This is a genomic window from Rhodococcus sp. WS1, from assembly GCF_003797745.1.
GTDB lineage: Bacteria > Actinomycetota > Actinomycetes > Mycobacteriales > Mycobacteriaceae > Rhodococcus_F > Rhodococcus_F erythropolis.
The window spans coordinates 1,409,046-1,434,813 of the sequence record NZ_RKLZ01000001.1 but is presented as its reverse complement, the minus strand read 5'-3'; the positions used below and the strand labels follow the sequence as shown (position 1 = coordinate 1,434,813).

At 61.7% G+C, this 25,768-nt stretch carries 19 protein-coding genes; 14 read left to right on the top strand and 5 right to left on the bottom strand.

Annotated features, from left to right (window positions below; all coding sequences use genetic code 11):
• Window positions 1-145: 145 nt before the first annotated feature.
• From EEB12_RS06425 to EEB12_RS06405, 5 genes are all read left to right on the top strand, one after another.
• Window positions 146-1,516, top strand: a complete 1,371-nt coding sequence (locus EEB12_RS06425; protein ID WP_019744239.1) for an MFS transporter — start codon at window positions 146-148, stop codon at window positions 1,514-1,516.
• Between the two features lie 207 nt (window positions 1,517-1,723).
• Window positions 1,724-3,361 carry an AMP-binding protein gene (locus tag EEB12_RS06420; protein WP_020969014.1) on the top strand — a complete coding sequence of 546 codons (1,638 nt, stop codon included), beginning with the start codon at window positions 1,724-1,726 and terminating at the stop codon, window positions 3,359-3,361.
• Between the two features lie 4 nt (window positions 3,362-3,365).
• Complete coding sequence (locus EEB12_RS06415; RefSeq protein WP_020969015.1) at window positions 3,366-5,033, top strand: sigma-54-dependent Fis family transcriptional regulator; 1,668 nt, start codon at window positions 3,366-3,368, stop codon at window positions 5,031-5,033.
• A 108-nt stretch (window positions 5,034-5,141) separates the two neighbouring features.
• The gene (locus EEB12_RS06410) at window positions 5,142-6,641 is read left to right on the top strand and encodes an aldehyde dehydrogenase family protein (protein ID WP_019744236.1); all 1,500 of its coding nucleotides are present in this window, start codon (window positions 5,142-5,144) and stop codon (window positions 6,639-6,641) included.
• A 48-nt stretch (window positions 6,642-6,689) separates the two neighbouring features.
• Window positions 6,690-7,802, top strand: coding sequence for an NDMA-dependent alcohol dehydrogenase (locus EEB12_RS06405; protein ID WP_019744235.1), 1,113 nt, complete (start codon window positions 6,690-6,692; stop codon window positions 7,800-7,802).
• 54 nt (window positions 7,803-7,856) lie between these two features.
• Here EEB12_RS06405 and EEB12_RS06400 read toward each other — a convergent pair whose 3' ends face one another.
• The gene (locus EEB12_RS06400) at window positions 7,857-9,305 is read right to left on the bottom strand and encodes a hypothetical protein (protein WP_141487530.1); all 1,449 of its coding nucleotides are present in this window, start codon (window positions 9,303-9,305) and stop codon (window positions 7,857-7,859) included.
• A 224-nt stretch (window positions 9,306-9,529) separates the two neighbouring features.
• Between EEB12_RS06400 and EEB12_RS06395 the strand changes: the two genes are divergently transcribed.
• From EEB12_RS06395 to EEB12_RS06385, 3 genes are all read left to right on the top strand, one after another.
• Window positions 9,530-11,776, top strand: a complete 2,247-nt coding sequence (locus tag EEB12_RS06395) for an MMPL family transporter (RefSeq protein ID WP_070387076.1) — start codon at window positions 9,530-9,532, stop codon at window positions 11,774-11,776.
• A 183-nt stretch (window positions 11,777-11,959) separates the two neighbouring features.
• Complete coding sequence (locus EEB12_RS06390) at window positions 11,960-13,351, top strand: hypothetical protein (RefSeq protein ID WP_020969018.1); 1,392 nt, start codon at window positions 11,960-11,962, stop codon at window positions 13,349-13,351.
• Window positions 13,348-14,712, top strand: coding sequence for a PQQ-binding-like beta-propeller repeat protein (locus EEB12_RS06385; RefSeq protein ID WP_021343539.1), 1,365 nt, complete (start codon window positions 13,348-13,350; stop codon window positions 14,710-14,712). Before EEB12_RS06390 ends, EEB12_RS06385 begins: the two co-directional genes overlap by 4 nt.
• 45 nt (window positions 14,713-14,757) lie before the next feature.
• Here the strand turns inward: EEB12_RS06385 and EEB12_RS06380 are convergent, their stop codons facing one another.
• Together EEB12_RS06380 and dctA are read right to left on the bottom strand one after the other, a co-directional pair.
• Window positions 14,758-15,612, bottom strand: a complete 855-nt coding sequence (locus EEB12_RS06380; protein WP_024487831.1) for a glycosyltransferase — start codon at window positions 15,610-15,612, stop codon at window positions 14,758-14,760.
• A gap of 550 nt (window positions 15,613-16,162) precedes the next feature.
• Complete coding sequence (gene dctA, locus EEB12_RS06375) at window positions 16,163-17,560, bottom strand: C4-dicarboxylate transporter DctA (protein WP_021343541.1); 1,398 nt, start codon at window positions 17,558-17,560, stop codon at window positions 16,163-16,165.
• A gap of 188 nt (window positions 17,561-17,748) precedes the next feature.
• Between dctA and EEB12_RS06370 the strand changes: the two genes are divergently transcribed.
• Window positions 17,749-18,009 (top strand): GlsB/YeaQ/YmgE family stress response membrane protein, encoded by a 261-nt coding sequence (locus tag EEB12_RS06370; RefSeq protein ID WP_019744228.1) that lies wholly within the window; start codon window positions 17,749-17,751, stop codon window positions 18,007-18,009.
• Window positions 18,010-18,167: 158 nt separating this feature from the next.
• On the opposite strand, the gene EEB12_RS06365 is transcribed toward EEB12_RS06370, so the two are convergent.
• Entirely contained in the window at window positions 18,168-18,914 is a 747-nt protein-coding gene (locus EEB12_RS06365) for a GTP pyrophosphokinase family protein (RefSeq protein WP_019744227.1), read from the bottom strand.
• 48 nt (window positions 18,915-18,962) lie between these two features.
• The gene (locus EEB12_RS06360) at window positions 18,963-19,562 is read right to left on the bottom strand and encodes a TetR/AcrR family transcriptional regulator (RefSeq protein WP_003941968.1); all 600 of its coding nucleotides are present in this window, start codon (window positions 19,560-19,562) and stop codon (window positions 18,963-18,965) included.
• Between the two features lie 98 nt (window positions 19,563-19,660).
• On the opposite strand from EEB12_RS06360, the gene EEB12_RS06355 reads away from it, so the two are divergent.
• The 5 genes from EEB12_RS06355 to EEB12_RS06335 are packed head-to-tail and all read left to right on the top strand — an operon-like array spanning window position 19,661 to window position 25,767.
• Window positions 19,661-21,250 (top strand): carboxyl transferase domain-containing protein, encoded by a 1,590-nt coding sequence (locus EEB12_RS06355; RefSeq protein ID WP_021334316.1) that lies wholly within the window; start codon window positions 19,661-19,663, stop codon window positions 21,248-21,250.
• Between the two features lie 5 nt (window positions 21,251-21,255).
• Window positions 21,256-23,295 (top strand): acetyl/propionyl/methylcrotonyl-CoA carboxylase subunit alpha, encoded by a 2,040-nt coding sequence (locus EEB12_RS06350; RefSeq protein ID WP_031332055.1) that lies wholly within the window; start codon window positions 21,256-21,258, stop codon window positions 23,293-23,295.
• A complete protein-coding gene (locus tag EEB12_RS06345) occupies window positions 23,295-24,458 on the top strand; it encodes an acyl-CoA dehydrogenase family protein (protein WP_020906879.1) in 1,164 nt (387 codons plus the stop codon). Before EEB12_RS06350 ends, EEB12_RS06345 begins: the two co-directional genes overlap by 1 nt.
• The gene (locus EEB12_RS06340; RefSeq protein ID WP_020969025.1) at window positions 24,455-24,943 is read left to right on the top strand and encodes a MaoC family dehydratase; all 489 of its coding nucleotides are present in this window, start codon (window positions 24,455-24,457) and stop codon (window positions 24,941-24,943) included. Before EEB12_RS06345 ends, EEB12_RS06340 begins: the two co-directional genes overlap by 4 nt.
• Entirely contained in the window at window positions 24,940-25,767 is an 828-nt protein-coding gene (locus EEB12_RS06335) for an HpcH/HpaI aldolase/citrate lyase family protein (RefSeq protein WP_020969026.1), read from the top strand. The genes EEB12_RS06340 and EEB12_RS06335 overlap by 4 nt, the downstream gene beginning before the upstream one ends.
• Window position 25,768 lies beyond the last annotated feature (1 nt).

Below are 25,768 nucleotides of genomic sequence, written 5' to 3'. Positions count from 1 at the left end.
AACTCGTTACCGTTGCATACAAGTCGTGACCGAGATCACTCCTACCCCCTTTCGGGGGTAGTGCAGGGGTGAGCCACATCACTACCTTTCCTCCTATCGACGGTGATGCCCACAGGGCGACACCACGGGACCACGGAGGAATCGAGTGACCACAGTCTCTCCCACAGGCGGCAACAGCGCCGCCGGCGCCGGGGGTGCGAGTGCCGCAGGCGCGACACAACCCCCGCAGACCACCAGTGTGCGGCGCGTCGCGATCGCGAGCTGCATCGGCACGACCATCGAGTTCTACGACTTCTTCATCTACGGAACTGCTGCGGCACTTGTCTTTCCGACGGTATTCTTCCCCGCGCTCGGTGCCACCGCGGGAACCGTCGCATCGTTTGCGACCTTCGCAGTCGCATTCATCGCCCGGCCCGTCGGCGCAATGCTGTTCGGACACTTCGGTGATCGCATCGGTCGCAAGAAGACTCTGATCTCGACGCTCCTGCTCATGGGTATCTCGACGCTCCTGATCGGCTTGCTGCCCGGTGCGGCAACCATCGGTGTTGCGGCTCCGATCATCCTGGTGCTCTTGCGATTCGGCCAAGGCTTCGCGGTCGGTGGTGAATGGGCAGGCGCAACTCTGCTCACCGCGGAATACGCCCCACCGGGCAAACGTGGTCTGTATGCGATGTTCCCGCAGCTCGGCCCCGCAATCGCCTTCGTGCTCTCGAGCAGTACATTCCTCATCACCGGCGCTGTTCTCGGCGATACCAACCAAGCCTTCCTCGACTACGGCTGGCGTATCCCGTTCTTGTTCTCCATCGTGTTGGTCGGCATCGGCCTCTACATGCGACTCGCTATCGAGGAGACCCCGGTCTTCAAGGCGGAGCAGGCAGAGCGCGTTGCAGAGCAGAAGAACGAAGCACCTCGCACCCTCCCGTTCCTGGATGCCTGGCGGTTCCAGACCAAGGAAATCCTGCTCTCGGCCGGCGCCCTCGCTTGCCTGTTCGCGTTCTTCTACATGGGCACGGCGTTCCTCACGAGCTACGGAACCAAGACCCTCGGCTTCTCCCGCCCGTTCGTCCTGTCGGTCGGTATCGCGTCCGCCTTCGTCTTCGGTGCGGCGATCATCGTCTCCGCCTTGTACTCGGACCGCATCGGGCGTCGCAAGGTCATCATGATCTCTTGTGGTCTGGCTGTGGTGTGGGCGCTCATTCTGTTCCCGCTCCTGGACACCGGAACACCGATCGCGTTCATCCTCGGAATGTTCGGCACGCTGATGATCTTCGGAATCGCGTACGGCCCCTGCGGTGCGCTGCTTCCGGAAATGTTCCAGACCCGCTACCGCTACACCGGTGCCGGCCTCGGCTACAACCTCGCCGGAGTGCTCGGCGGCGCGGTGCCGCCGCTGATCGCCGCACCGCTGGCCTCGGCCTACGGGAGTATGGCCATCGGAATCATGTTGGCAATCCTCGGCGTGGTGAGTCTGGTCTGCACCTGGGCGCTCGTCGAGACCAAGGATCACGCCCTGTAAACACTGTGCGCCTTTATTAACCGCCGGCGGTTAATAAAGGCGCACAGCAGGCGGGTGGGGTGTCCGGACTCTGAACAGTTACGGCCACCCCGCACCGGGAAGTATGTCGTGCATCACACCGAATCGAGTAAATTCGTAGATGAGAGGGTCCGCTGCGGCGGCCCCTCTCATAGGTGCCTGAACAGGCAACCGGAGAGGACAGAACACATGAGTACGCCGCTGCCCAGCTATACGTCCGGAGTATGGGACGGTCCGATGCTGGGCGACACCATCGGAGACAACCTCGATCGCACGGTTGCCGCACACGGTGACCGCGATGCGTTGATCGACCATGCCAGCGGTCGACGATGGACGTACCGGGAGTTCGCCGAGCAGGTGAACGGGCTCGCTGCCGGACTACTTTCCCGTGGTGTGGGGAAGGGCGATCGGGTGGGGATCTGGGCTCCCAACTGTCCGGAATGGACGTTCACGCAGTACGCGACGGCAAAGATCGGCGCGATCCTGGTCAACATCAATCCGGCCTACCGCTCGCACGAGTTGCAGTACGTGCTCGAGCAGGCCGGAATCTCGACGCTGCTGTCTGCGGCCAGCTTCAAGACCTCGGACTACGCGTCGATGATCGAGACGGTGCGGCCGCAGTGCCCGGATCTGACTTCAGTGCTCCTGCTCGGTTCACCCGAGTGGGACGCGGTGCTTGCCGACGGGTTGGCGGCCCAGGCAAGCGATCCGGCTCCGCTCGGAGCTGCCCAAGCCGCGTTGTCGGCCGACGACGCGATCAACATCCAATACACCTCGGGCACTACCGGTTTCCCGAAGGGCGCGACGCTCAGCCACCACAACATTCTCAACAACGGCTACTTCGTCGGCGAGTTGTGCCACTACAGCGAGGTCGATCGGGTGTGCATCCCGGTGCCGTTCTATCACTGCTTCGGCATGGTGATGGGCAACCTTGCGTGCACCAGTCACGGTGCTGCCATGGTCATTCCGGGCCCGGCATTCGATCCGCGCGCTTCGCTCGAAGCCGTCCAGGCCGAAAAGTGCACGTCCCTCTACGGCGTTCCGACGATGTTCATTGCAGAATTGGCGCTGCCGGACTTCGACAGCTTCGATCTGTCGTCCCTTCGCACCGGCATCATGGCGGGTTCGCCCTGCCCGGTCGAAGTGATGAAGCAGGTCATCGATCGCATGGGTATGGCAGAGGTGTCCATCTGCTACGGCATGACGGAGACGTCGCCGGTGTCGCTGCAGACCCGCTCGGACGATTCGATCGAGCAGCGCACCGAAACCGTCGGTCGGGTGGGACCGCACCTCGAGATCAAGATCGTCGATCCGGCAACCGGACTGACGGTGCCGCGCGGCGAGCCGGGCGAACTGTGCACGCGTGGTTACTCGGTCATGCTCGGCTACTGGGAGAACCCGGAGAAGACCGCCGAGGCTATCGACGCTGCCCGGTGGATGCACACCGGAGACATCGGAGTCATGGACGAGGCCGGATACGTCGCTATCACGGGACGCATCAAGGACATGGTCATCCGCGGTGGCGAGAACGTCTATCCGCGTGAGATCGAGGAGTTCCTCTACACCCATCCCGACATTCTCGACGCGCAGGTCATCGGTGTGCCGGACGCAAAGTACGGCGAGGAATTGATGGTGTGGATCCAGATGCGCGAAGGTGCAGACGATCTGGACGCCGATTCGGTCCGTGCCTTCTGTACCGGCAAGCTCGCGCACTACAAGATTCCGCGGTACGTCCATGTCGTGGACGAGTTCCCGATGACAGTCACGGGCAAGGTCCGCAAGATCGCGATGCGAGAACAGGCGATCGAATTGATCGGTCAGGCCTGAGCATATGTCCGCGAACCCAGGGGAGCGTGAGCCGGTACGTCCCGAGATCGCGCTCTCCTGGAAGCGTTCTCGACTGAGTGGCCTCGATCCGTCGTCGGCAATCGCCGTGGACACCGAGGAGCAAGACGGCGAATCTCGTCTGCTCCGGGCCGCCGCGCCCGTGCTCGACGAGGTGTCGCAACAGATCGCGGGCACCGGTTTCTGTGTGCTGCTTGCTGATCGAGAATGCCGCGTGGTCGCTTCGGTGTACTCCGACAGCCGCGTCGAGCGGACAATCGAGCGGTTGGGCGTCGTCAACGGTTCACGCTTCGGTGAAGAGCACGCCGGTACCAATGCACTCGGTACTCCGCTCGAGGTAGGTCGAAGCGTGGTGATCCACGGGGACGAGCATTTCCTCGACAGCCTCAAGGGATTGAGCTGCTACGGCCAGCCGATCCTGCATCCCGTCACACGTCGCGTCGAGGGTATTCTCGACATGACCGGCGTTGTCTCGCAGGCTAACCCGCTGTTCGCGCCCTTCCTTGCGCGTGCTGCAGCGGATATCGAGAAACGACTGCTCGAAGGCTCCAAGGCGTCGGAGCAGCGGCTGGTCGACGCATTCCAGCGAGTGTCACATCAGCGCCACATTGCCGTCGCGGCCATCGGCGACGACATCCTGCTGAGCAACCGAACGGCCTTGGATCTGCTCGACACCGCCGACCACGTATCACTCCGGTCCTTGATCGCCGATCTCAATCCTGATCAATCGAGGCTTGTGACAGTCGAATTGGCGTCCGGTGCGCTGGCGCGAGTTCAAGCCGACCGGATTTCCGGGGCCGACGGCGGTGCACTCTTCCTGGTCGAACCACTCCAACGGGAACGGGCGCCCATCCGCAGAACCCACGAGCGGGCACCATCTCCGGGGGAACGACTGCGCCGAGACCTCATGCGAGCGCGGGCCTCGTCGTCCGCAGTTGCCATCTCTGGTGAAGCGGGTTCCGGTCGAACTTCGGCAGCATCGGACGTGGTCGGGAGCGTCGACGCCAGTTGGCACGATGCCACGCGGATCGCGTTCGACGGCCGTGAGCAGTGGATCACCGATCTTGTGCGAGCAGCCCGTAAGCGTTCGGGCGTGGTCGTGATCGAACAGGTGCAGCTCCTTCCCGATTCGGTGTTGCCGCTGGTCGCAGACCTGATCGATGCCAGCGCCGAGGGGCCGAAGATCGTACTGACCAGCGGGGCGGCAGTTGATCTTCCGCCGACCATCGCGGCGCTGCTTTCACGATGCGCCTCCAGGGTTGTCATCACCCCTCTGCGCGAGCGACAGGCTGAGATCGCCGAGTTGGCTCAGGTGATGTTGGAGGGGATCTCGCCCGAGTTGAGGTTGACCGCCAGCGCTGCCGAAGCGCTCGCTGCGGCCAGTTGGCCGGGCAACCTGGCCGAATTGCGCGTCGTGTTGAATCGGGCCTCAGGTGAACGCTCGAGTAATCGCATCGACGTCGTCGATCTGCCCGAGGACTATCGCACCACGGCCAAGGTGTCGCGGTTGGCAGGGCGGGAGAAGGCCGAGCGCCAGGCGATCATCGGAGCGTTGAAAGACTGCGGCGGCAACAAGGTTCACGCGTCGGCGCAACTCGGAATCAGCCGAAGCACTCTCTACACACGGATGCGGGCGCTCGACATCACTGTGTAGTTTGCTGTCCGAATTGAGTTGTACAAAGTTCGGACAGTTAGCACCCCCGGAAGCGCGGAAGTATGGCGTGCATCACATTCGCACCTCACTACTTCAGGGGAGTTTCCGATGACGGCAGTAGCCGAACACACCATCAGTTCCGCGGTACAGGGTTTCCTGAACGGACCGAAGAAGCTCTACATCGGCGGCGAATTCGTCGACGCCGCTTCGGGTCAGACCTTCGCGACGTACAACCCGGCTGACGGACAGAAGCTCGCAGACGTGGCACACGGCCAGGCCGAAGACATCGACCGCGCGGTACGCGCCGCCCGAACGGCTTTCGAGGACGGCCCCTGGTCTCGGATGAAGGCAAACGAGCGCGAGCGGATGATCTGGCGCGTCGGCGACATTCTCAGTGCTCGTGCCGAGGAATTCGGTCAGCTCGAAGCTCTCGACAACGGCAAGTCCGTTGCCATCGCCACCGCCGTCGACGTGGCTTGGGCCGCAGACGTTTTCCGCTACTACGCGGGTTGGGCCACCAAGATCGAAGGCAGCACCGTCAACGTGTCGATGCCCTTCTCTCCGGGCGGCGAGTTCCACGCCTACACCCTGCGTGAGGCAATCGGCGTCTGTGGACTGATCGTGCCGTGGAACTTCCCGCTGCTGATGTCGTCGTGGAAGCTCGCCCCCGCGCTCGCCGCCGGCAACACGGTGATCCTCAAGCCCGCTGAGCAGACCCCGCTCACCGCACTGCTTCTCGCGGAGGTCTTCGAAGAAGCAGGCTTCCCGCCCGGCGTCGTCAACATCGTTCCCGGCTTCGGCGATGCAGGTGCTGCACTGTCCGGCCACGACGACGTGGACAAGGTCGCGTTCACCGGTTCCACCGAGGTGGGTAAGAAGATCGTCGACGCCGCCAAGGGCAACCTGAAGAAGGTTACGCTCGAGCTCGGTGGCAAGAGCCCCAACATCGTATTCGCCGACGCGGATTTCGATTCCGCGGTGGAGGGTTCACTCAACGCCTGGCTGTTCAACCACGGTCAGTGCTGCGTTGCGGGTACCCGTCTGTACGTCGAGGACACCATCTTCGAGAAGTTCACCGAGGCCGTCGCGCACGCAGCGAGCCAGGTCAAGATCGGACCCGGCCTCGATCCCACCACCCAGCTCGGACCGCTGGTCTCGCAGGAGCAGTTCGACAAGGTCACCGGTTACCTCCGTGAGGGAATCGCCGACGGCGCACGTGCACTCACCGGCGGTAACCGCTGGGGCGATCAGGGCTACTTCGTCGAGCCGACTGTCTTCGTCGACGTCAAGCCCGAATTCTCCATCGTTCAGGAGGAGATCTTCGGACCCGTCGTGGCAGCGCTGCCGTTCAACGCGGACGACGGACCCATCACTGCCGCAAACGATTCCATCTACGGACTTGCCGCCGGCATCTGGACCCGTGACATTTCCAAGGCCCACCGCACGGCCAAGCGTCTCAAGGCTGGCTCGGTGTGGATCAACCAGTACAACGGCTTCGACACCGCAATGCCTTTCGGCGGATACAAGCAGTCCGGTTGGGGCCGCGAGCTCGGCGCTTCGGCTATCGATCTCTACACCCAGACCAAGGCCGTCAACATCGCCCTCTGACCGACCCCCATCGCTCATTCTCTCGTCCGACAATCAAGGAGATCACCAGTGAAGACCAAAGCTGCTGTACTGCTCGAGCCCGGAAAGCCTTTCGAGATCATGGAACTCGACCTCGACGGCCCGGGGGTGGGTGAGGTACTGATCAAGTACACCGCTGCCGGACTGTGCCATTCGGATCTGCACCTGACCGACGGTGATCTCCCGCCGCGTTACCCGATTGTCGGCGGACACGAAGGCTCGGGCATCATCGAAGAGGTCGGACCCGGCGTCACGAAGGTCAAGCCGGGCGACCACGTCGTGTGTAGCTTCATCCCCAACTGCGGCACCTGTCGCTACTGCTCGACCGGTCGCCAGAACCTTTGTGACATGGGTGCCACCATCCTCGAAGGTTCGATGACGGACGGTTCCTTCCGTTTCCACGGCAACGGAATGGATTTCGGCGGAATGTGCATGCTCGGAACATTCTCCGAGCGCGCCACCATTTCTCAGCACTCGGTGGTCAAGATCGACGATTGGCTTCCCTTGGAGACAGCGGTGGTCGTCGGCTGCGGCGTACCTTCGGGTTGGGGAACGGCAGTAAATGCCGGTAACCTTCGCGCCGGCGACACCGCGGTGATCTACGGCATCGGTGGCCTCGGCATCAACGCCGTCCAGGGCGCCGTTTCGGCCGGTTGCAAGTATGTCGTGGTGGTCGACCCGGTTGCTCTCAAGCGTGAGACCGCACTGAAGTTCGGTGCAACCCATGCCTTTGCAGACGCCGAGAGCGCTGCTGCCAAGGTCAACGAGCTGACCTGGGGACAGGGCGCCGACGCGGCGCTCATCCTTGTCGGCACCGTCGACGAGGACGTGGTCAGTGCAGCGACAGCAGTGATCGGCAAGGGCGGCACCGTGGTGATCACGGGTCTCGCCGATCCGGCCAAGCTGACCGTGCACGTGTCGGGAACCGATCTGACGCTGAACCAGAAGACGATCAAGGGCACATTGTTCGGATCAATGAACCCGCAGTACGACATCGTGCGACTGCTTCGTCTCTACGATGCGGGTCAGCTCAAGCTCGACGAACTGATCACCAACACCTACAGCCTCGAAGACGTCAACCAGGGCTACCAGGATCTGCGTGATGGCAAGAACATCCGTGGCGTGATCATTCACGACAAGTAGGACAACTGCTGTGCGCCTTTATTAACCGCGGGCGGTTAATAAAGGCGCACAGCACTATTTCTTGGCTTTCGACAAAATCTGCATCAACTGAAGTAGTGCCGAGAACTTCGCGAATACCGAGCGCGAGACCACCGGACCGAAAGCCGCGGTGTCGGTTGCATCGAACGCGTCGAGCAGATCGCGGAAGCTTTCGACCTGTTTGACCATCGCGTCGAGATCGACGTGAGTGGCGGCGTCGGCATCACGCAGAGCGAGTAGGTACTGCGGCGCCGTCACCAAGGCGACTGCCGGGATCTTCCGCTCGAACAGTGGTTCACCCTCGCCGAAATGAATGACCGGTCCTGGCGCCACGATTCGGCGATCGCCTGCCCCGATGTCGCGCCACAGCGGTGCAACGATGTCGTGTACTTCTCGGCTCGTCGCGTAGAGCAGTTCCGGTTCCGGAGTGGTCACCAACGCATAGCTGCCGGTCGAGGTGTCCTCGGTATCACCCAGCGCGCCGAGGTGTTCGATCGCGATCCCGGCTACTGCGCGCGCCTGACCGGCTTCGCCCTTCCACATCTCGGGGTGCGCTTCGAGCCAGGTGGAGGTTGCCTGTCCGTGCTTGGACACCGCTGGAATTCGCAGGTGGCCAGTCGTCAGCACAAAAACGTACGACCGTCGATGCGGCTGCGCGACGGCGTGCCGCGCCAAGGCCAACATTCCCAGATGCCCGTTCTCCTCGACGCCGTTGGTTCCGTCGCTGTGAGTGATGAGCAGAATCGTCTCTTCCGGTGATGTCCCCGGGGATACCGCCCACACCGTGTCGGTCCGGGTGTCCGGATGCAGAGTTGCATCCAGAACCAGAGTCGCCCGCTGACCGGAACGAGCTGCAGCGACAACCTTCTTGCCCTCGTCGCCGGCCACCCAGACGGCGGGGATGTCGTGGTACGGCTGCGTGAACGGAAGATATTGTCCCAGTGCGTTGTCCGGAGCGATGTCACGCCACGCCGCGATCACGCCGAGCACTCCGGCCTTGCGGGCCTTGTCGAGTTTCGGGCCAAGAAGGGTCGCGGAGAGAACCGGATTTCGAAGAGTCTCGTCGGTGGCGATCGGACCCCACTCGCTGACCAGTAGCTTGCGGGGAAGATCGACGTGCGGGACTTCGATCACCGCGATCGCGCCCTTGGCCAAGGACCACTTGGGGCGTCGCGCGCTGACGTAGACCAGGGGAGCGGAGATTCCCTGAGGCCCGGTCAATCCCGAGTAGGGGAATGCGGACGAAACATTGATCGGTCCCGTCGGCAATTCGATGCGAAGCCCCTCAGATGTGTCCGGTAGATCCCAGCGTTCGAAAGTGTGTGAATCACGCCGGACTTCGAGGCCCAGTTCGGTCAGTTCGTTCGCGACTTCTTCCACCACAGCGTGGTGTGAAGGTGATCCTGTCAATCGTGGCCCCAGCGCGTCGAGTCGCTGTTGGCCGGCAAGGAGGAGATCGCGATCGACGGCCTGGCCGTGATTCATGGGATTGCCTTTCGTACTACGCGACGTCTGCTCTGGTGAGGCGCCTGCCCGTGTCGTGTCCACGGTACCGAGCGGTCTGAAAAGGAGACGGAGAGCGCGCCGGATATGCCGTTTTCGCAGATATACCGGGTGCCAATGGGCCGATCGGTCCGTACCGTATGACCTCGGCACCGAAAGACTCCGTGTTCTTCGGACAGACCAGTCCACGGCGAGAGAGGCCTACGTTGGCTACGTATCTTTACAGGTTGGGGAAGTTCGCTTTCCGCCACAAGTATCTTGTGGTGGCCGCGTGGATTATCGTGATCGCGGTGGTAGGGGGCGCTATCAGCGCCACAAATCCGACGTTCTCCAAAGAATTCAATCTTCCGGGCACCGATTCACAGCGTGCGACCGAGTTGATGAACGAGAACTTTGCAGCTGCCGCGGAGCAGCAAACTCAGGCGTCGACCAGCATTCTCATCGCGGCAGACGACGGGCTTGCCGCGCACAGCGATCAGATCGACCAGTTGATCGCACAGGCGAAGACGTTGCCGGACATCGTCGATCCCGAGAAGATCGTCAATCCGGTCACGCTCGCGGAGGCCAATCCGGCGGTGGCATCCGCCGTTCTCGGCGACAACGGCAAGGTCGGGCTGATCCAGCTCAATCAGTCGATTCGCATCGAGGATCAGACGCAGGCGAACAAGACGGCGTTCCTCGATTTGATGGCAAAATTCCGCACCGGTGGCCTGCAAGTCGAAGGCACCGGTTCGATGATGCAGGTGCAGGCCGCTGGCGGTCTGTCGGAGATGCTCGGCTTCGCGGTGGCGTTCATCGTGATGATCGTGGCGTTCGGCGCACTCATCGCGGCGTTCATCCCGTTGTTCACTGCAATTCTGGGAATTGCGCTGGCCACTCTGACGGTCACACTCGGCTCGGGCTTCTTCGACATCAACGAAGGTGTCACGGGAATCGTCACGATGATCGGCATCGCAGTCTCGATCGACTATGCGTTGTTCATCGTCTCGCGCTACCGCAGTGAGCTCAATCTGGGCGGAACCAGGGAAGCTGCTGCCGGACGCGCAGTAGGTACAGCCGGTTCGTCGGTCGTATTCGCAGGCCTGACAGTGGTGGTTGCGCTGGCAGCCCTGGCGGTCGTCGGGGTCCCGATGATCACGCAGATGGGAATCTCGGCAGCGGTTGCCGTCATCATCGCCGTACTCGGCGCAATCACGTTGATCCCAGCCGTTCTGGGTATCTTCGGCCGCTTTGCGTTCTCGCCTCGTATTCCCGGGCTTCGCCACGGTGACGAGCCCGAGACGATGGAATCCAACGGACATCGCTGGGCCAAGATAGTCACCAAGTACCCGTGGCCGATCGCGGGTGCTGCTCTGGTCCTCCTGGTGATCGCGGCTATTCCGATGACGAAGCTCGAACTCGGACTCTCGTTCACTCAAGACGAAGAGCGACCGGCACTGGCCCTCCTGCAACGAGGATTCGGTGAAGGCGTCAACGGTGAATTGTTCGTCGTGCTCGACGCGCCCGACGGCACCGACATCACCGCGATTGCCGAAGGCACTGTCGCGCACATCAAGGGCCTCGACAACGTCGCAACGCCGGATCAGTTGATGTGGGTCGGAAACGGACCGGACGCGGCAAACCCGATGGCGGGCGCAAACTCTGCGCTCATCGCGGTCACCCCGCAGATGTCTCCGAGCGGCCCCGAAACCCACGAGCTGATGAATCAGATCCGGGACTACGGATCGACGGTGAAGTCGGAAGGCGCAGAACTCGGTGTAGCGGGTCAAACCGCGATCGTTGCAGACATGTCGTCGAAGCTCAGTTCCGCGCTCATCCCGTATCTCATCGTGGTTGTGGGGCTGGCGTTCATCATCATGATGGTCGTCTTCCGCTCGATCTTGGTGCCGCTGACCGCAACTCTCGGATTCCTGTTTTCCGTCTGTGCGACCTTCGGCGCCACGGTGGCCATTTTCCAGTTGGGCGACTTCGGGCTGATCGAGCACACACAACCCATCATCTCGTTCCTGCCGATCTTCATGATCGGTGTGGTCTTCGGGTTGGCGATGGACTATCAAGTGTTCCTCGTGACGCGAATGCGCGAGGAATACGTGCACGGATTGTCGGCCAAGGACGCCATCATCTCCGGCTACACCCATGGTGCTCGCGTGGTCGCGTCGGCGGCCATCATCATGATCTCCGTGTTCGGGGCATTCATGCTGTCCTCGGAGACGACAAGCAAGATGATGGGCTTCGGTCTCGCGGCGGCAGTCTTCTTCGACGCCTTCATCATCCGCATGATCGTGATCCCTGCGGTCATGTCGATTCTCGGTGATTCGGCGTGGAAGTTGCCGGCGTGGCTCGACAAGATCCTGCCGAACGTCGACATCGAGGGTGAAGCGATTCGACGGATTCCGATCGAGCAGGATCCGGATTCCGATCCAGACCCGAATCAGGTGCCTGTGAGGGTTTAAGCACTCAGGTCGTCAGGACGGGGTGCCGGTTGCACAGCAACTGGCACCCCGTTCTTCTGTCTTCATGCGGCGCTCGCGCGATAGGAAACCATCCGGTTGGTAACAGAAATCGCTGTGATCGCGACAGGACTTCCAGAGGCGACGCGCATCGGGAGCGAGCCGTGACAGTGACTGCGAGGGTACGTGTCGAAGGAGCAAACCGATTCGAAGCGGGCCGAGAAGTGGGCCTTCGCGCTGACGGTCGTCTCCCTGATCGCCGGTGGGACAGTGGTTGCCGGGCTGGTGGATCGGTGGAGCAGCTCGCCGTCCGATGACATCTCGGTAGCTGCGTCATCGTCGGTCACCATAACGTCCACACCGGACGAGATTTCGGCGGAGGACGTGCCTGAATTCTCGTACGTCACGCCGAGCGCGGTGTACCCGACAACGATTCCGGGTTGTGAAAGCGTCGCAGCGCCAGAAGAGGATTCGTTCTTCTCCTATATTCTGGACGGATCTGACACGTACGACGATCCACGCTTTCCGTGGTTCTCGAGCGCCAAGGCAGCCGCGATGTCGGAAGCGGTCAAGCAGGCGCTCCCGAAAGATGTCGAGCTGAAGTTCGCCAGCCCGGGTAATTCGCTGCAGTTCGGGCCGATCTCTGCACCTTCGAACACAGATGGGCTGCCCGAGGGATTCTCGCTCGAGGAGTTGGCGTCCACCACTGCGTCCGGGACGCTGATTCGGGACGGGAAGATCGGCGCGCTCAGCCTGATGCTGCACTCGAGTTCTGATCCGATCCCATCGTGTGTTGCGGGGTCGCTCGTCGAACGTCGGGTGCTGGCCGACCAGTCTGTGGTGGATCTGCAGGATACGTGGAGCGAAACCAATGGTGTACGCACCCTTAATCGGTCGGCAATGTTGTACGGAGTCGACGGGACCCGTATTCAGGCGTATGTCAACGACACGAACAACGACGGAGGTCCGGACGCCGAGAGTTCCGGCGTGGTGCCACTGACGCTCGACGAACTTGTAACCCTTGTCGAAATGCCACAGTTGCGAATCACCGCGCCTGTTCCACCAGGCACTGCTCCGCTTCAGATTGATTGCGGCGGTTGGACGGACGAGTCATCAGGGCGGGAACTGGATCGAGGAATCGTCGACGCGCTCGGTGAAGCGCTCCGATCGGGTTGGCGCGCAGCACCGTCAGAAGCGCCTGACCTCGGCAGCCAGCTGGGTGATCTGGTTCTGGCCGAAAACGACACCACCACTGCGTGCCAGGATGTCGTTGCACGGTCGGGCGGCAACGAGTCGCGTCTGAGTATCTCGATTACCAGTGGGCAGCCGCTTCCTACGCCTCCGAACAAGTACGACCCTTCTTACGACGGACACCCGCTCTCGATGGTGACCGCCGAGGACGGGTCCGTGATCGAACGTGATGAGAGTCGCTGGGAGAATGTCCACAGGTCTGTAGTAGTTACCCACCCCGGTGGGACGCAAGTAACGGTGAGCTCTTCGGCAGAGGCACCGAACGTGCCGATGACGTTCGAGCAGTTGGAGTTTCTCGCGACGATCGACGGGCTGGAGATTCGATGACCGCCAGGTATTCGCCCAAGGCCCGCCTTCGGATCGCAGCCGCCGTAGCCGTAGTCACGGTCACCGCCGCCATCGCCACGGTGGTCACGTCGACGAGTTCCGGACCGACAGCGATCTCGTCGCCGCCATGGAGCGTCGAGGCCTCCGAGATTCTCGGGCGCGAGTTCGCGATATTTCGGAGCCCACTTGTTGGAACCGAATTCAACATGGACATGGGCGGATTCATCGACGCCGGATCACTCGTGGTCACGATGGTCGGCATGCCGGACCGCCAGGCGTATTCGTTGGACGACGCGGAATTGGTCGGATTGGACGCTGAGGACGGCGCGGTCCGTTGGCGCACGTCGGCGGTCGACATCGGTGGTTGCTCCGAGACTTTGCTCGGCAGTTCGGTGCTGTGTTTCTCCGGGCCGTACGTATCCGGTGGTTCGTACTCACTTTTCGATATCGAGACAGGAGAGCGTCGAGACATCAAGACGCCGTGGGCACCGATCATCGCGGTTGTCTCGGGTGACACGGTCCTCGCGCTCGAGGGTGATATCGAGAGCAACGACGTTCGCGTGCACAGCGGAACCGTCGACGATCCGGAAGCGAACTGGTCCAAAGCGTTCGACGTCGGTGGATCGTGGGAAGCCGGATACGTCGATCCGGTGATGTCGGTGCACGGCGATCTGGGTGTGATCGCTCTCGACGAGTCTCTGGGATTCGATCTGAAGACGGGCGAACAGCGGTGGGTACACGGTTACTCCACCTGTTCGACCGCGCATACATCGTCGGACGGCGTGACATTGGTGTCGGATGGCGGTTGCGAAGGCGATGGCCGTCCGACAAGTGAGTACGCGCTCGATCAGAACGGGCGCGAGTTCGCCAGGACGGACGAACTGCCCTCGGAGTCCTCGTACTACGGCGGGCGATACAGCCGAGATGATCCCGCGGGAAGATCGACTCCGATCATTCTGGGACACAGCGGTTTCGACCGGACTTCCGGCGAGAAATTGTGGTCGAACAGTGAACTCTTCGACACCGCACAGTCGTTGGCGGTGATCGGCGACGTGGTTGCCGTGACCCGTTCCGGTTCCGAGCCCGAGGTCCAGTTCGTGGACCTCTTCACCGGTGAGGTCCTGTGGCGATCGAACGCCGAGCGCGCCGGGGAGGTTGTCTGGCACGGCGATGTCGTTATCGACGAGGGAAACGTCTACGGAACGGACGTCCGTACGGGCCAACGGAGTTGGGAGGTTCGGGTGGACCAGGACGGGGACGACGAGTTCACCCCCTGGGCGATGCCGCGGGAGCTGTGGGCGGGGGACAAGGTGCTGTTGCGTTCCAGTGAAGACCGCATCACGGCGTTGAAACTGTCGTGAAATTCGGGGCCTGCGAATCTTCGGTGATCAGCGAAACTCGATGGGCTACTGGTGAACCGGCATGATTCGACCTTGCGATCTGGAAAACAAGCATCTGAATTCCAAGCGCTCCTGCTCGAAGTTGTAGAGGCGGTAGACGGGCCACGCCAGTGCGTGGAGCATCGAGTCGCCCCAGATAGTTAGTTTGAGGCGCCAATTCATGATGTTGTGAAGGTGCAGAACCGACTCGGAAGCCTGGTTGTATTTCAAGTACTCCAACGGAGGGGTTTCGCCGCGTCGGCCGGACGTTTCCGCTCGCATGTCCGCGATCTGTCCGATCGTCATTCCACCCTCCCGAAGGCACAGTGAAAGGTCGATATCTTCGTGAATGTCCGGCCGGTCACTGACTTGCTCGCGGACGGACAGCCATGCGCTCTTTCTGATCGCCATGTTCGCTCCGGCGACAGCGAGTACTTGACGTTCGCAATCGAACTTCCCCTGCTTCACCTGCCTGTCCAGTGCGTATCGGTGGATTCGAGCAAACGGCGATTCGAAGAGATAGGTGAGTCCGGCGACCGCTGAATGAGCGGTGCTGCGCTGGAAAAATGCTTTGACGGCACTAGCCCAGCCTGGTTGGACCCGAGTATCTGCGTCGATCCGACCGATGATGTTGCCGGTCGAGGCGTCGAAGCCCGCGTTCCGTGCGTGTACGACGCCTTGGCGGGCCTCGAAGACGTATCTGACTTTGTCGTACTTCCGGGCGAACTCCTGGATGATCGATGCAGTGCCGTCTGTCGAGTTGTTGTCGACAATTAGAATCTCATCGATTTCCGGCTGGGTCAGAAGACGCTCGATGCAGTCGGAAACCGCGTCTTCTTCGTTGAATACCGGAACAACCACCGAGAGTCGATTAGTGGACAAGTGTTCAATATCCTGCATGGATGCGGTCACTGTATTCCTTTGCTGGGCAATCGGGTCCAGTCCTTCGCAAAGGTTACGATAGCAATAGGTGACCATTCGGACAATTTGAACCTATGGGCATATGGTCAATCCCGCAATAGCTCATCGCGTGAAATAATCTACATAAGACCAGGTGGGAAGGCTTAACTGTATGCACGAGAGTGCTTTCAGAGCTGATTGATTTTTACCCACTCAAGTCTCTTCGTCGGTTGAACACCGGACTTTAGTCCTTGTAATTCCGGCAAACATAATGCTGGCAGTTCGCTGATTTTTTAATCACCGCCGAGGCAACCGCGTAGCAATATCGAGATATCGCGAGTCGCTTTTCAGTGATGTCGAGTCAGTGCAGCGCAAGCGTCGTATTTGTAGATTCAACGGTCCCTCGTCGGCCGGGTTGTCGCCATCTGCAAATATTTGCTTTTGTACTTGCCGGTCTGGATTTTCCAGCAAAGTACGCCCCCGCGACTCGTCAGCACCGATTCCCCACGTGCAACGAGTAGCCGGCACTTACCTAACGGGTCAGGATGCCTTCGGTTTCGGGTGCCGGAACAGTTTTCCCGGTGATCGGATCGACTTCCTCGAGCGGTGGAACGTCTTCTCCGTCGAGCACTCGGCGCATGCGCTCCTTGTCGAGCTGTCCCTCCCAATTGGCGACCACGAAGGTTGCGACACAATTCCCGAGCAGGTTCACCGAGACTCGCATCGAGTCCATGATTCGATCGGCGCCCAGTAGGAGGGCGACTGCGGCAACCGGAATTGCGCCGTGACCGATTGCGGCCACGGTGGCGGACAGTGCCAGGAATGACGATCCCGGCACGCCGGCCATTCCCTTCGACGTGAGCATCAGTACCAGGACGGCAGTGATCTGTTCACCGAGTGTCAGGTCCACGCCGAGTGCCTGAGCCAGAAACAGCATGCAGATCGACAGGTACAGCGTCGCGCCGTCGAGATTGAACGAGTAGCCGGTAGGCACCACCAATCCTGTTGTAGTGCGCGAGCATCCGGCGTTGGTGAGCTTGACCATGATTCGGGGCAGAACTACTTCGGTCGACGCCGTTCCCAACGCGAGGAAGAGTTCGTCCTTGATGTACTTGACGAACTTCCACAGGTTCACGCCCGCGAAGTACCTGACTATCGCGGCCAGGATGAGGATGAACAGGACGGCGGCGAGATAGCATGCGGCGATCAGCTTTCCGTAACTTCCGAGCGAAGCGATCCCGTACTGGCCGACGATGTACGCCATCGCGCCCAAAGCGCCCAACGGCGCCAGTCTCATGATCCAGCCGATGATCGTGAAGAACAGATGACTCAGACGATCGACTAGTTCGAACACGATCGGTGGTCCACTCTCGCCTGCCTTGGCCAAGGCGAGCCCGAACAGTACGGCGAAGAAGAGGACTTGGAGGAGTGCGTTCTCGGCGAAGGCCGAAACTATCGACACCGGAATGATATTGAGCAGGAATTCGACGGTGTGGGGAAGCTCGCCGCTTCCAGTCTTGGCGGCCACGGCGTCCGCACCGTTCGCCAGCGTCTCCGGATCGATGTTGAATCCCGCACCCGGCTTCATCAGATTTCCGATGAGCAGCCCGAACAACAGGGCGAAGGTGGTCACGACCTCGAAGTAGATGAGTGCTTTGACGCCGATACGCCCCACCGCTTTCAGATCCCCGACGTGGGCGATCCCGATTACGACGGTGCAGAAGATGATCGGCGCGATCAGCATTTTGATCAGCTTGATGAAGCCGTCGGCGAGGGGCTTGAGATTCGCGCCGAATTCCGGCCACAACCAGCCGATGAGAACGCCGATGACGATAGCGGCGATCAATTGCACGAACAGTGATCGGTACCAGGGCGGCTTGTTGGCGAGTCGCGCGAGCTCGCTGTTCGGCAGTTTTACGGAAGTTGGCATGGATGGGAACGGTAGGTCTGCTTGATTGCGAAAAAATAACTCGCGAATGTCGTGGATGTAACACGTCGAGGTTGCATCTCGGACAACAATTCGGTCAACAAGCGACAGTTGTGTGTGACTGTGGTTATTGTTTCCCTGAGCGGTGATCTTCCGTCCGCGTGCATGCACGACGTGTGAGAGGGGCTGTCATGGGGCAAATTATCGGAACCATCATTTTCGGCGCAGTCATCGGAATCCTGGCTCGTCTCGTACTGCCAGGTAAGCAGCAGTACGGCATGATCATCACCGTCGTCCTCGGTGTCGCCGGAGCGCTTATCGGGTACTGGGTCTGGGGAGCGATCTCGGACGAGGGCGACACGGGTGGAATCGACTGGATCCGCTGGATCATCAGCATCGCCGCGGCGGCCGTGCTCTCGATCGGCTACAGCGCCGTCACTGGCAAGAAATAGCAAGCCAACGCAATTCGCGAAGTGCGCCCTCCCGAAGTTCGGGAGGGCGCACTTTTGGTTTGCCCTAGTTGTCCGACCCCAGTTGTGAGCGAACGGCACTCTCGTCGCCTCAGATGCGCCGAAAGGCGCGTTCGCTCAGGGGGAGGGTCGCCGTAAATTCAGAGCGCTCGTCGCTGAAGATGCAGCGCCTCGAGGAACTGCGCCGGCAGATCCTGCTCGAGGATTTCGTCATCGGGATGCGGTAGCGCTTTGATTTTCGCGAACTCGTCGTTGAGGCGTTCCATCTTGACGTCGAGGCGGTGTGCCGCGGCAGCAGCCTCGGTGAGTTCGTCGAGGAGCTCGACAGGAACCTCGCGGTTGTACTTGTAATAGATCTTGTGCTCGAGGCTCGCCCAGAAATCCATCGCGATGGTGCGGATCTGAAGTTCGATCGGTACGTGCCTGACGCGGTCGCTCATGAAAACCGGGACCTCGACGATCAGGTGCAAGCTCTTGTAGCCGTTGGGTTTCGGATCGGCGATGTAGTCCTCTCGCTCGATCACCCGAAGGTCCGTCTGGCTGGTGAGCATCTCGGCGATCCGGTACGTGTCGGAAATGAAGCTGCAGGTGATGCGCACGCCGGCGATGTCGAAGATGTTCTTCGAGATGTCGTCGATCGTGAGCGGGATGTTCAGGCGTTGAGCCTTACGCAGGATGCTGTCCGGCGACTTGACCCGTGACGTCACGTGTTCGATGGGGCTGTACTGATTGATGTGAGTGAACTCGTCCTTGAGAATGTTCACCTTGGTCATCAGTTCGGAGATTCCGAATTGGTACAACATCATGAAGCGGGAGAACTCGGTCCGCAGTTCGGCGAAATCGGCTCTGCTGACCCCACTGCTGTCTTCCACGTTCGGCACCCTCATCTGTTAGCTGGTGTAACCAGTCTGCCACCGATTGTGCCGTGTCCGGTTTCAGTGGGTGCGCAGTGCGGCGAGCGTCATATCCCGCAGGACGCGACGTGCGCGTGCCGGCGAAGCTGGGTTGGCGCTGTGAGGGGTCGAGTTGATCAGTCCGAAAGTGGCATGAGCTTTGATGCGGGCATCCGCCTGATCGAGCTGGGGATCGAGTTGCTCGAGGACTCCGACCCACACCTCGACGTACTTGCGCTGCGTTTGGCGCACCTGTCGACGCGCGTCGGCCGGCAGGCTTTCGAGGTCGCGGTCCTGGATGCGGATCAGGTCCGGCTCGCCGAGCGCGAAGTCGAGGTGGAACTCCACCAGTGCGTCGAGAGCGGCGCTCGGTGAGTCCGCTGCCTCCGCTGCCGCAGAACCGCCTTCGTGCAGGCGCGTGCTGATGCCGACGAGAAGTTCCACGAGGACGGCATCCTTGTTGGGGAAATGCCGGTACACGGCCGGGCCGCTGATACCGACGGCCGCGCCGAGGTCTTCGAGTCGCACACTCACGAATCCGCGTTCGGCGATCAACCGTGCGGCGGCATCCAAGAGCTGACGACGACGGTCGGCCTTCATCTGATCGCGTCGCGTCGGAGCTGCTACCTGCTCAGAGGTCATTCTCTCGATCTTTCTTCGCTTGTGTTCTGGACAACTCAGTTAATCATAGTTAATCTAGTTTCAGTTATCGAGCATTAACTCATGGCGAAGGCGGCGGGATGACTCCCAGTGGAATCACGCAAGGATCGGGCTACCGGTCCGATCACACCGTTCTGGTGGACGAACTGAAGAAGAAACTGGCGCAAGCAGCGCTGGGTGGCAACGAGCGCTCTCGCGAGCGCCACGTGAGCAGAGGGAAGCTGCTGCCGCGAGATCGCGTCGACTCGCTACTTGATCAGGGCAGCCCGTTCCTCGAGTTGTCCCCGCTGGCGGCCAACGGCCTGTACGACGACGAGTGCCCGGGCGCCGGCGTCATCACCGGTATCGGCCGTGTGTCGGGCCGCGAGTGCGTCATCGTCGCCAACGACGCGACGGTCAAGGGCGGCACCTACTACCCGATGACGGTGAAGAAGCACCTGCGCGCGCAGGAAGTTGCGTTGCAGAACAACCTTCCCTGCATCTACCTCGTCGACTCCGGCGGCGCTTTCCTGCCGCGCCAGGACGAAGTCTTCCCGGACCGCGAGCACTTCGGCCGGATCTTCTACAACCAGGCGACCATGAGCGCCAAGGGGATTCCCCAGATCGCCGCAGTTCTCGGTTCGTGCACCGCGGGCGGCGCCTACGTGCCCGCGATGAGTGACGAAGCAGTGATCGTCCGCAACCAGGGCACGATCTTCCTCGGTGGTCCGCCGCTGGTGAAGGCGGCCACCGGTGAGATCGTCACCGCCGAAGAACTCGGCGGCGGCGACCTGCACTCCAAGGTTTCCGGCGTCACCGATCACCTGGCCGAGGATGACCGCGACGCACTTCGTATCGTGCGCAACATCATTGCCACGCTCGGCCCCCGCTCCGAGCGCCCGTGGGACGTCATCTCCACGGTTCCGCCTGTCGCAGATCAAAGCGAACTCTACGACGTCGTCCCGACCGATCCTCGGACTCCGTACGACGTGCACGAGGTGATCACCAAGCTCGTCGACGGTGGCGCGTTCCAGGAGTTCAAGGCTGAATACGGCAAGACGCTCGTCACCGGTTTCGCCCACATCGAGGGCCACCCGGTCGGCATCATCGCGAACAACGGCGTGCTCTTCGGCGAATCCGCCATGAAGGGAGCACATTTCATCGAACTGTGCGACAAGCGCAGTGTGCCGCTGCTGTTCCTGCAGAACATCGCGGGCTTCATGGTGGGACGCGACTACGAGGCCGGCGGCATCGCCAAGCACGGCGCCAAGATGGTCACGGCAGTTGCGTGTGCACGGGTCCCCAAGCTGACAGTTGTCATCGGCGGCTCGTACGGCGCCGGCAACTACTCCATGTGTGGACGCGCGTATTCGCCTCGCTTCCTGTGGATGTGGCCGAACGCGCGCATCTCGGTCATGGGCGGCGAGCAGGCAGCTTCGGTGCTCTCGACGGTTCGTAGCGAGCAGCTCGACAGCGCGGGCAATCCGTGGTCGGCCGAGGACGAAGAGTCCTTCAAGGCGCCGATCCGTGAGCAGTACGAGGCTCAGGGCAATCCGTACTACTCCACTGCGCGGCTGTGGGATGACGGTGTCATCGATCCCGCAGATACCAGAACTGTTCTCGGCCTGGCCCTTTCGGTGTGCGCAAACGCACCGATCGAGCCGGTCTCCTACGGCGTCTTCCGGATGTGAGCGAAATGACTGAGTTGCGCACTATCGATACTGTTCTCGTGGCCAACCGCGGTGAGATCGCGGTTCGCGTGATCCGCACGTTGCGTGAGTTGGGAATTCGCAGCGTCGCCGTCTACAGCGACGCCGACGCGAATGCTCGCCACGTCCGCGAGGCCGACACTGCCGTCAACATCGGACCGGCCGCGGCGCGTGAAAGCTACCTCGTCATCGACAAGGTCATCGACGCTGCCAAGTCCACCGGTGCTCAGGGTATTCACCCCGGTTACGGCTTCCTGTCGGAGAACTCGGCGTTCTCGGCTGCCTGTGCGGCTGCCGGAATCGCCTTCCTCGGCCCCTCCGAGCGGGCTATCGAGGTGATGGGTGACAAGATCACTGCGAAGAACGCCGTTGCCGCGTTCGACGTACCGGTGGTCCCGGGTATCGCTCGCCCCAATCTGACCGACGAAGAACTGATCGCAGCGGCCGAGGACATCGGCTACCCGGTGTTGGTCAAGCCTTCGGCCGGCGGAGGCGGCAAGGGAATGCGTCTGGTCGAGGATCCGGCCAATCTGGCCGAGGCTCTTCGCAGTGCCCGCCGTGAGGCCGCGTCGTCGTTCGGCGACGACACCCTGTTCCTCGAGCGATTCGTCCTGCGGCCCCGGCACATCGAGGTCCAGGTTCTCGCCGACCAGCACGGCAACGTCGTTCACCTGGGTGAGCGCGAATGCAGCCTGCAGCGGCGTCACCAGAAGGTCATCGAAGAGGCTCCGTCGCCGCTGCTCGATCAGGTGACCCGTGACCGGATCGGCGCGGCAGCCTGCAACACCGCTCGAAGCGTCGATTACACCGGCGCCGGCACTGTCGAGTTCATCGTCTCCGCCGACAAGCCGGACGAGTTCTTCTTCATGGAGATGAACACCCGCCTGCAGGTCGAGCACCCCGTCACCGAAATGGTGACCGGACTGGATCTGGTCGAATGGCAGGTTCGTGTGGCAGCAGGGGAGAAGTTGGCCTTCTCCCAAAGCGACATCACACTGACCGGGCACGCTATCGAAGCTCGTGTTTACGCGGAGGATCCGGGCCGTGGATTCCTGCCGACGGGCGGACGCGTCGTCGATCTGGTCGAGCCGTCAGGTTCCGGCGTGCGCGTCGATTCCGGACTGCTCGCGGGCACCGTCGTCGGCAGTGACTACGACCCGATGCTCAGCAAAGTCATCGCCCATGCTCCCGACCGCGCAGGCGCACTGCGCAAGCTCGATCGCGCACTCGGTGACACCGCAGTGCTCGGAGTCGTGACCAACATCGAATTCGCACGGTTCCTCCTCGCTGATCCGGATGTGATCGCGGGCAACCTCGACACCGGTCTGCTCGATCGTCGCGTCGAAGACTTTGTCGCGGCCGATGCCTCCGACGAGGTTCTCATTGCTGCCGCGGCGTATCGCTGGCTCTCGCGATGGACAACTTCGGAATCCGTTGATCCCTGGGACGTCCCGAGTGGATGGCGCGTCGGAACTCCCGCTCCGACCAGCATCAGGCTCGCCGCCGGCACCCGAACGTCGCACGTTGCGATCGTCGGCGTTCCCGCCGATGCAAAGGTCGAGGTCGAAGGTTCACAGCCGCGCGCATTCAGCGCGACCCTGACGGGATCCGAACTGGCGGTAGTCATCGACGGACGCCGACGCAGGTTTGTCGTCGCCGAGACCGATGGTGGTCTGTGGCTGGCGGGCGGCGGAACCTGGCACGTGCGCGAGGTTGCCGAAGTCAGCGTTCGCGGTGAGGACAAGCATGCCGGTGACGCCGAAATCGCCAGCCCCATGCCCGGTGCCGTCATCGCAGTCAACGTCGAGAACGGCGCGGCAGTGAGCGCGGGACAACCACTCGTCGTTGTCGAGGCCATGAAGATGGAGCACTCCTTGACGTCCCCGATCGACGGGATCGTGGAAGTGCTTGTCCGTCAGGGCGATCAGGTGATGGTGGATCAGGTTCTGGCCCGCGTGGTACCTGTCGCGGACGAAGAGGCTGCAGAAGAAAAGACCGAGAACACGACGCAGAAGGAAGACGCCTGATGTCCGATTACCTTGCCACCGGAGCGCTTCCGGACGAATACCAGCAGCTCGCCAAGACTGTTGCGGATTTCGCGAAGACCGTCGTGGCACCGGTTGCTGCCGAGCACGACGCCAACCACACCTTCCCGTACGAGGTAGTGGCCGGGATGGCCGACATGGGACTGTTCGGCCTGCCGTTCCCCGAGGAGTACGGCGGAATGGGCGGCGACTACTTCGCACTCTGCCTGGCGCTCGAAGAGCTGGGCAAGGTCGACCAGAGCGTCGCGATCACTCTCGAAGCTGGTGTGTCCCTCGGCGCCATGCCGATCTACCGTTTCGGTAACGAGGCGCAGAAGGAAGAGTGGCTCCCGCAGCTCACCAGCGGAAAGTCGTTGGCTGCTTTCGGCCTGACCGAGCCGGGTGCGGGTAGCGACGCCGGCGGCACAAAGACCACCGCGAAGTTCGACAGCGGTGAGTGGATCATCAACGGCAACAAGCAGTTCATCACCAACTCGGGCACCGACATCACCAAGCTCGTGACGGTCACCGCGGTCACGGGTGTCAAGGACGGTGGCAAGAAGGAGATCTCGACCATCCTGGTACCGACAACGACCCCCGGCTTCACGGCCGAGCCCGCGTACAACAAGGTCGGCTGGAACGCATCCGACACCCATCCCCTCACGTTCGCCGATGTTCGTGTCCCCGAAGAGAATCTGCTCGGTGAGCGTGGCCGCGGCTACGCGAACTTCCTGCGCATCCTCGACGAAGGCCGCATCGCCATTTCCGCGTTGAGCGTCGGTGCCGCCCAGGGCTGCGTCGACGAGTCGATCAAGTACGCCAAGGAGCGCGAGGCGTTCGGTCGGCCCATCGGACACAACCAGGCGATCGCGTTCAAGATCGCGCGCATGGAGGCTCGCGCCCACGTGGCCCGCACCGCGTACTACGACGCGGCCGCACTCATGTTGTCGGGCAAGCCGTTCAAGAAGCAGGCGTCCATCGCCAAGCTCATCTCCTCCGAAGCTGCCATGGACAACGCTCGCGACGCCACCCAGATCCACGGCGGATACGGCTTCATGAACGAGTACGCCGTCGCGCGCCACTACCGTGACAGCAAGATCCTCGAAATCGGTGAGGGAACCACCGAGGTGCAGTTGATGCTCATCGCCCGTGAGGCAGGGTTGTGACGAACCCCAAGAAGATCACTCAGCGCGGGCTCTGGTTCGAGGAGTTCGAGGTCGGCGCGATCTACGAGCATCGCCCAGGCCGAACGGTGACCGAGGCTGACAACGTACTGTTCACGACTCTGACGATGAACACGCAGGCGCTGCATCTTGATGCTGCGTACAGCGAAGGCACTCAATTCGGTGTGCGGCTGGTCAATTCGATGTTCACCCTGTCGACCATCGTCGGCCTCTCGGTCGCGCAGTTGACGCAGGGCACCATCGTCGCGAACCTCGGTTTCTCCGAGATCAGCTTCCCGAAGCCGCTCTTTCACGGGGACACCCTGTACGCCGAGACGCTCATCGCGGACAAACGTGAGTCGAAGAGTCGTCCAGGTGAAGGCATCGTGACGCTCGTGCACACCGGGCGTAACCAGCACGGCGACGTCGTCGCACTGGCCACGCGCAAGACCCTGGTGCAACTGCGTCCGGCAGAGGTGTCCTCATGACGTGGACACCGCCGGGGCCGGCCTGGTTGTTCTGCCCGGCGGATCGTCCCGAGCGCTACGCGAAGGCGGCCGCCGTTGCCGACGTCGTGATCCTCGATCTCGAAGACGGGGTGGCTCCGGCCGACAAAGAAGCCGCACGTGCAGCCCTGATCGACACTCCTCTCGATCCGGACCGGACGATTGTGCGCGTCAATCCGGTCGGTACGCCTGATCACGAACTCGATCTGATCGCGCTGGACGGCACACACTATTCGCGTCTTATGCTGTCCAAGTGCGAATCGGCCGAGGACGTCCTCTCGCTCGCACCGGCGGACGTGGTTGCACTCGTCGAGTCCCCGCGAGGAGCCCTCGCCGTGGCCGACATCGCGCTTGCTGCGAACGCCATCGGTGTCATGTGGGGAGCCGAGGATCTTGTGGCCGGTCTCGGCGGTAACTCGAGCAGGCACCCGAACGGTTCGTATCGCGACGTTGCCAAGCACGTCCGATCGACGTCTCTCCTGGCTGCGAAGAGCTACGGCCGGTTGGCTGTCGATTCCGTGTATCTCGACATCAAGGACCTCGTCGGCCTGGGCGTCGAGTCCGCTGATGCTGTCGCAGTCGGCTTCGACGTGAAGGTTGCGATCCACCCGATTCAGGTCGAGGTCATCCGTGGTGCCTTCGCACCTTCGGAAAAAGAGATCGACTGGGCCACACGAGTGCTTGCCGCGGTGTCTACTGAACGTGGTGTGTTCGCGTTCGAGGGCAAGATGGTCGACGCTCCCGTTCTTCGTCACGCCGAGAAGCTTCTTCACCGAGCCGGAATCTTTCAGCAGAAGGAGAACTAAC

Excerpts from the sequence above, each read along its gene's own strand:
- EEB12_RS06420 (WP_020969014.1), top strand. The coding sequence starts at position 1,724 with ATGAGTACGCCGCTGCCCAGCTATACGTCCGGAGTATGGGACGGTCCG.
- EEB12_RS06415 (WP_020969015.1), top strand. The coding sequence starts at position 3,366 with ATGTCCGCGAACCCAGGGGAGCGTGAGCCGGTACGTCCCGAGATCGCG.
- EEB12_RS06410 (WP_019744236.1), top strand. The coding sequence starts at position 5,142 with ATGACGGCAGTAGCCGAACACACCATCAGTTCCGCGGTACAGGGTTTC.
- EEB12_RS06400 (WP_141487530.1), bottom strand. The coding sequence starts at position 9,305 with ATGAATCACGGCCAGGCCGTCGATCGCGATCTCCTCCTTGCCGGCCAA.
- EEB12_RS06385 (WP_021343539.1), top strand. The coding sequence starts at position 13,348 with ATGACCGCCAGGTATTCGCCCAAGGCCCGCCTTCGGATCGCAGCCGCC.
- dctA (WP_021343541.1), bottom strand. The coding sequence starts at position 17,560 with ATGCCAACTTCCGTAAAACTGCCGAACAGCGAGCTCGCGCGACTCGCC.
- EEB12_RS06370 (WP_019744228.1), top strand. The coding sequence starts at position 17,749 with ATGGGGCAAATTATCGGAACCATCATTTTCGGCGCAGTCATCGGAATC.
- EEB12_RS06365 (WP_019744227.1), bottom strand. The coding sequence starts at position 18,914 with ATGAGGGTGCCGAACGTGGAAGACAGCAGTGGGGTCAGCAGAGCCGAT.
- EEB12_RS06360 (WP_003941968.1), bottom strand. The coding sequence starts at position 19,562 with ATGACCTCTGAGCAGGTAGCAGCTCCGACGCGACGCGATCAGATGAAG.
- EEB12_RS06355 (WP_021334316.1), top strand. The coding sequence starts at position 19,661 with ATGACTCCCAGTGGAATCACGCAAGGATCGGGCTACCGGTCCGATCAC.
- EEB12_RS06350 (WP_031332055.1), top strand. The coding sequence starts at position 21,256 with ATGACTGAGTTGCGCACTATCGATACTGTTCTCGTGGCCAACCGCGGT.
- EEB12_RS06345 (WP_020906879.1), top strand. The coding sequence starts at position 23,295 with ATGTCCGATTACCTTGCCACCGGAGCGCTTCCGGACGAATACCAGCAG.
- EEB12_RS06335 (WP_020969026.1), top strand. The coding sequence starts at position 24,940 with ATGACGTGGACACCGCCGGGGCCGGCCTGGTTGTTCTGCCCGGCGGAT.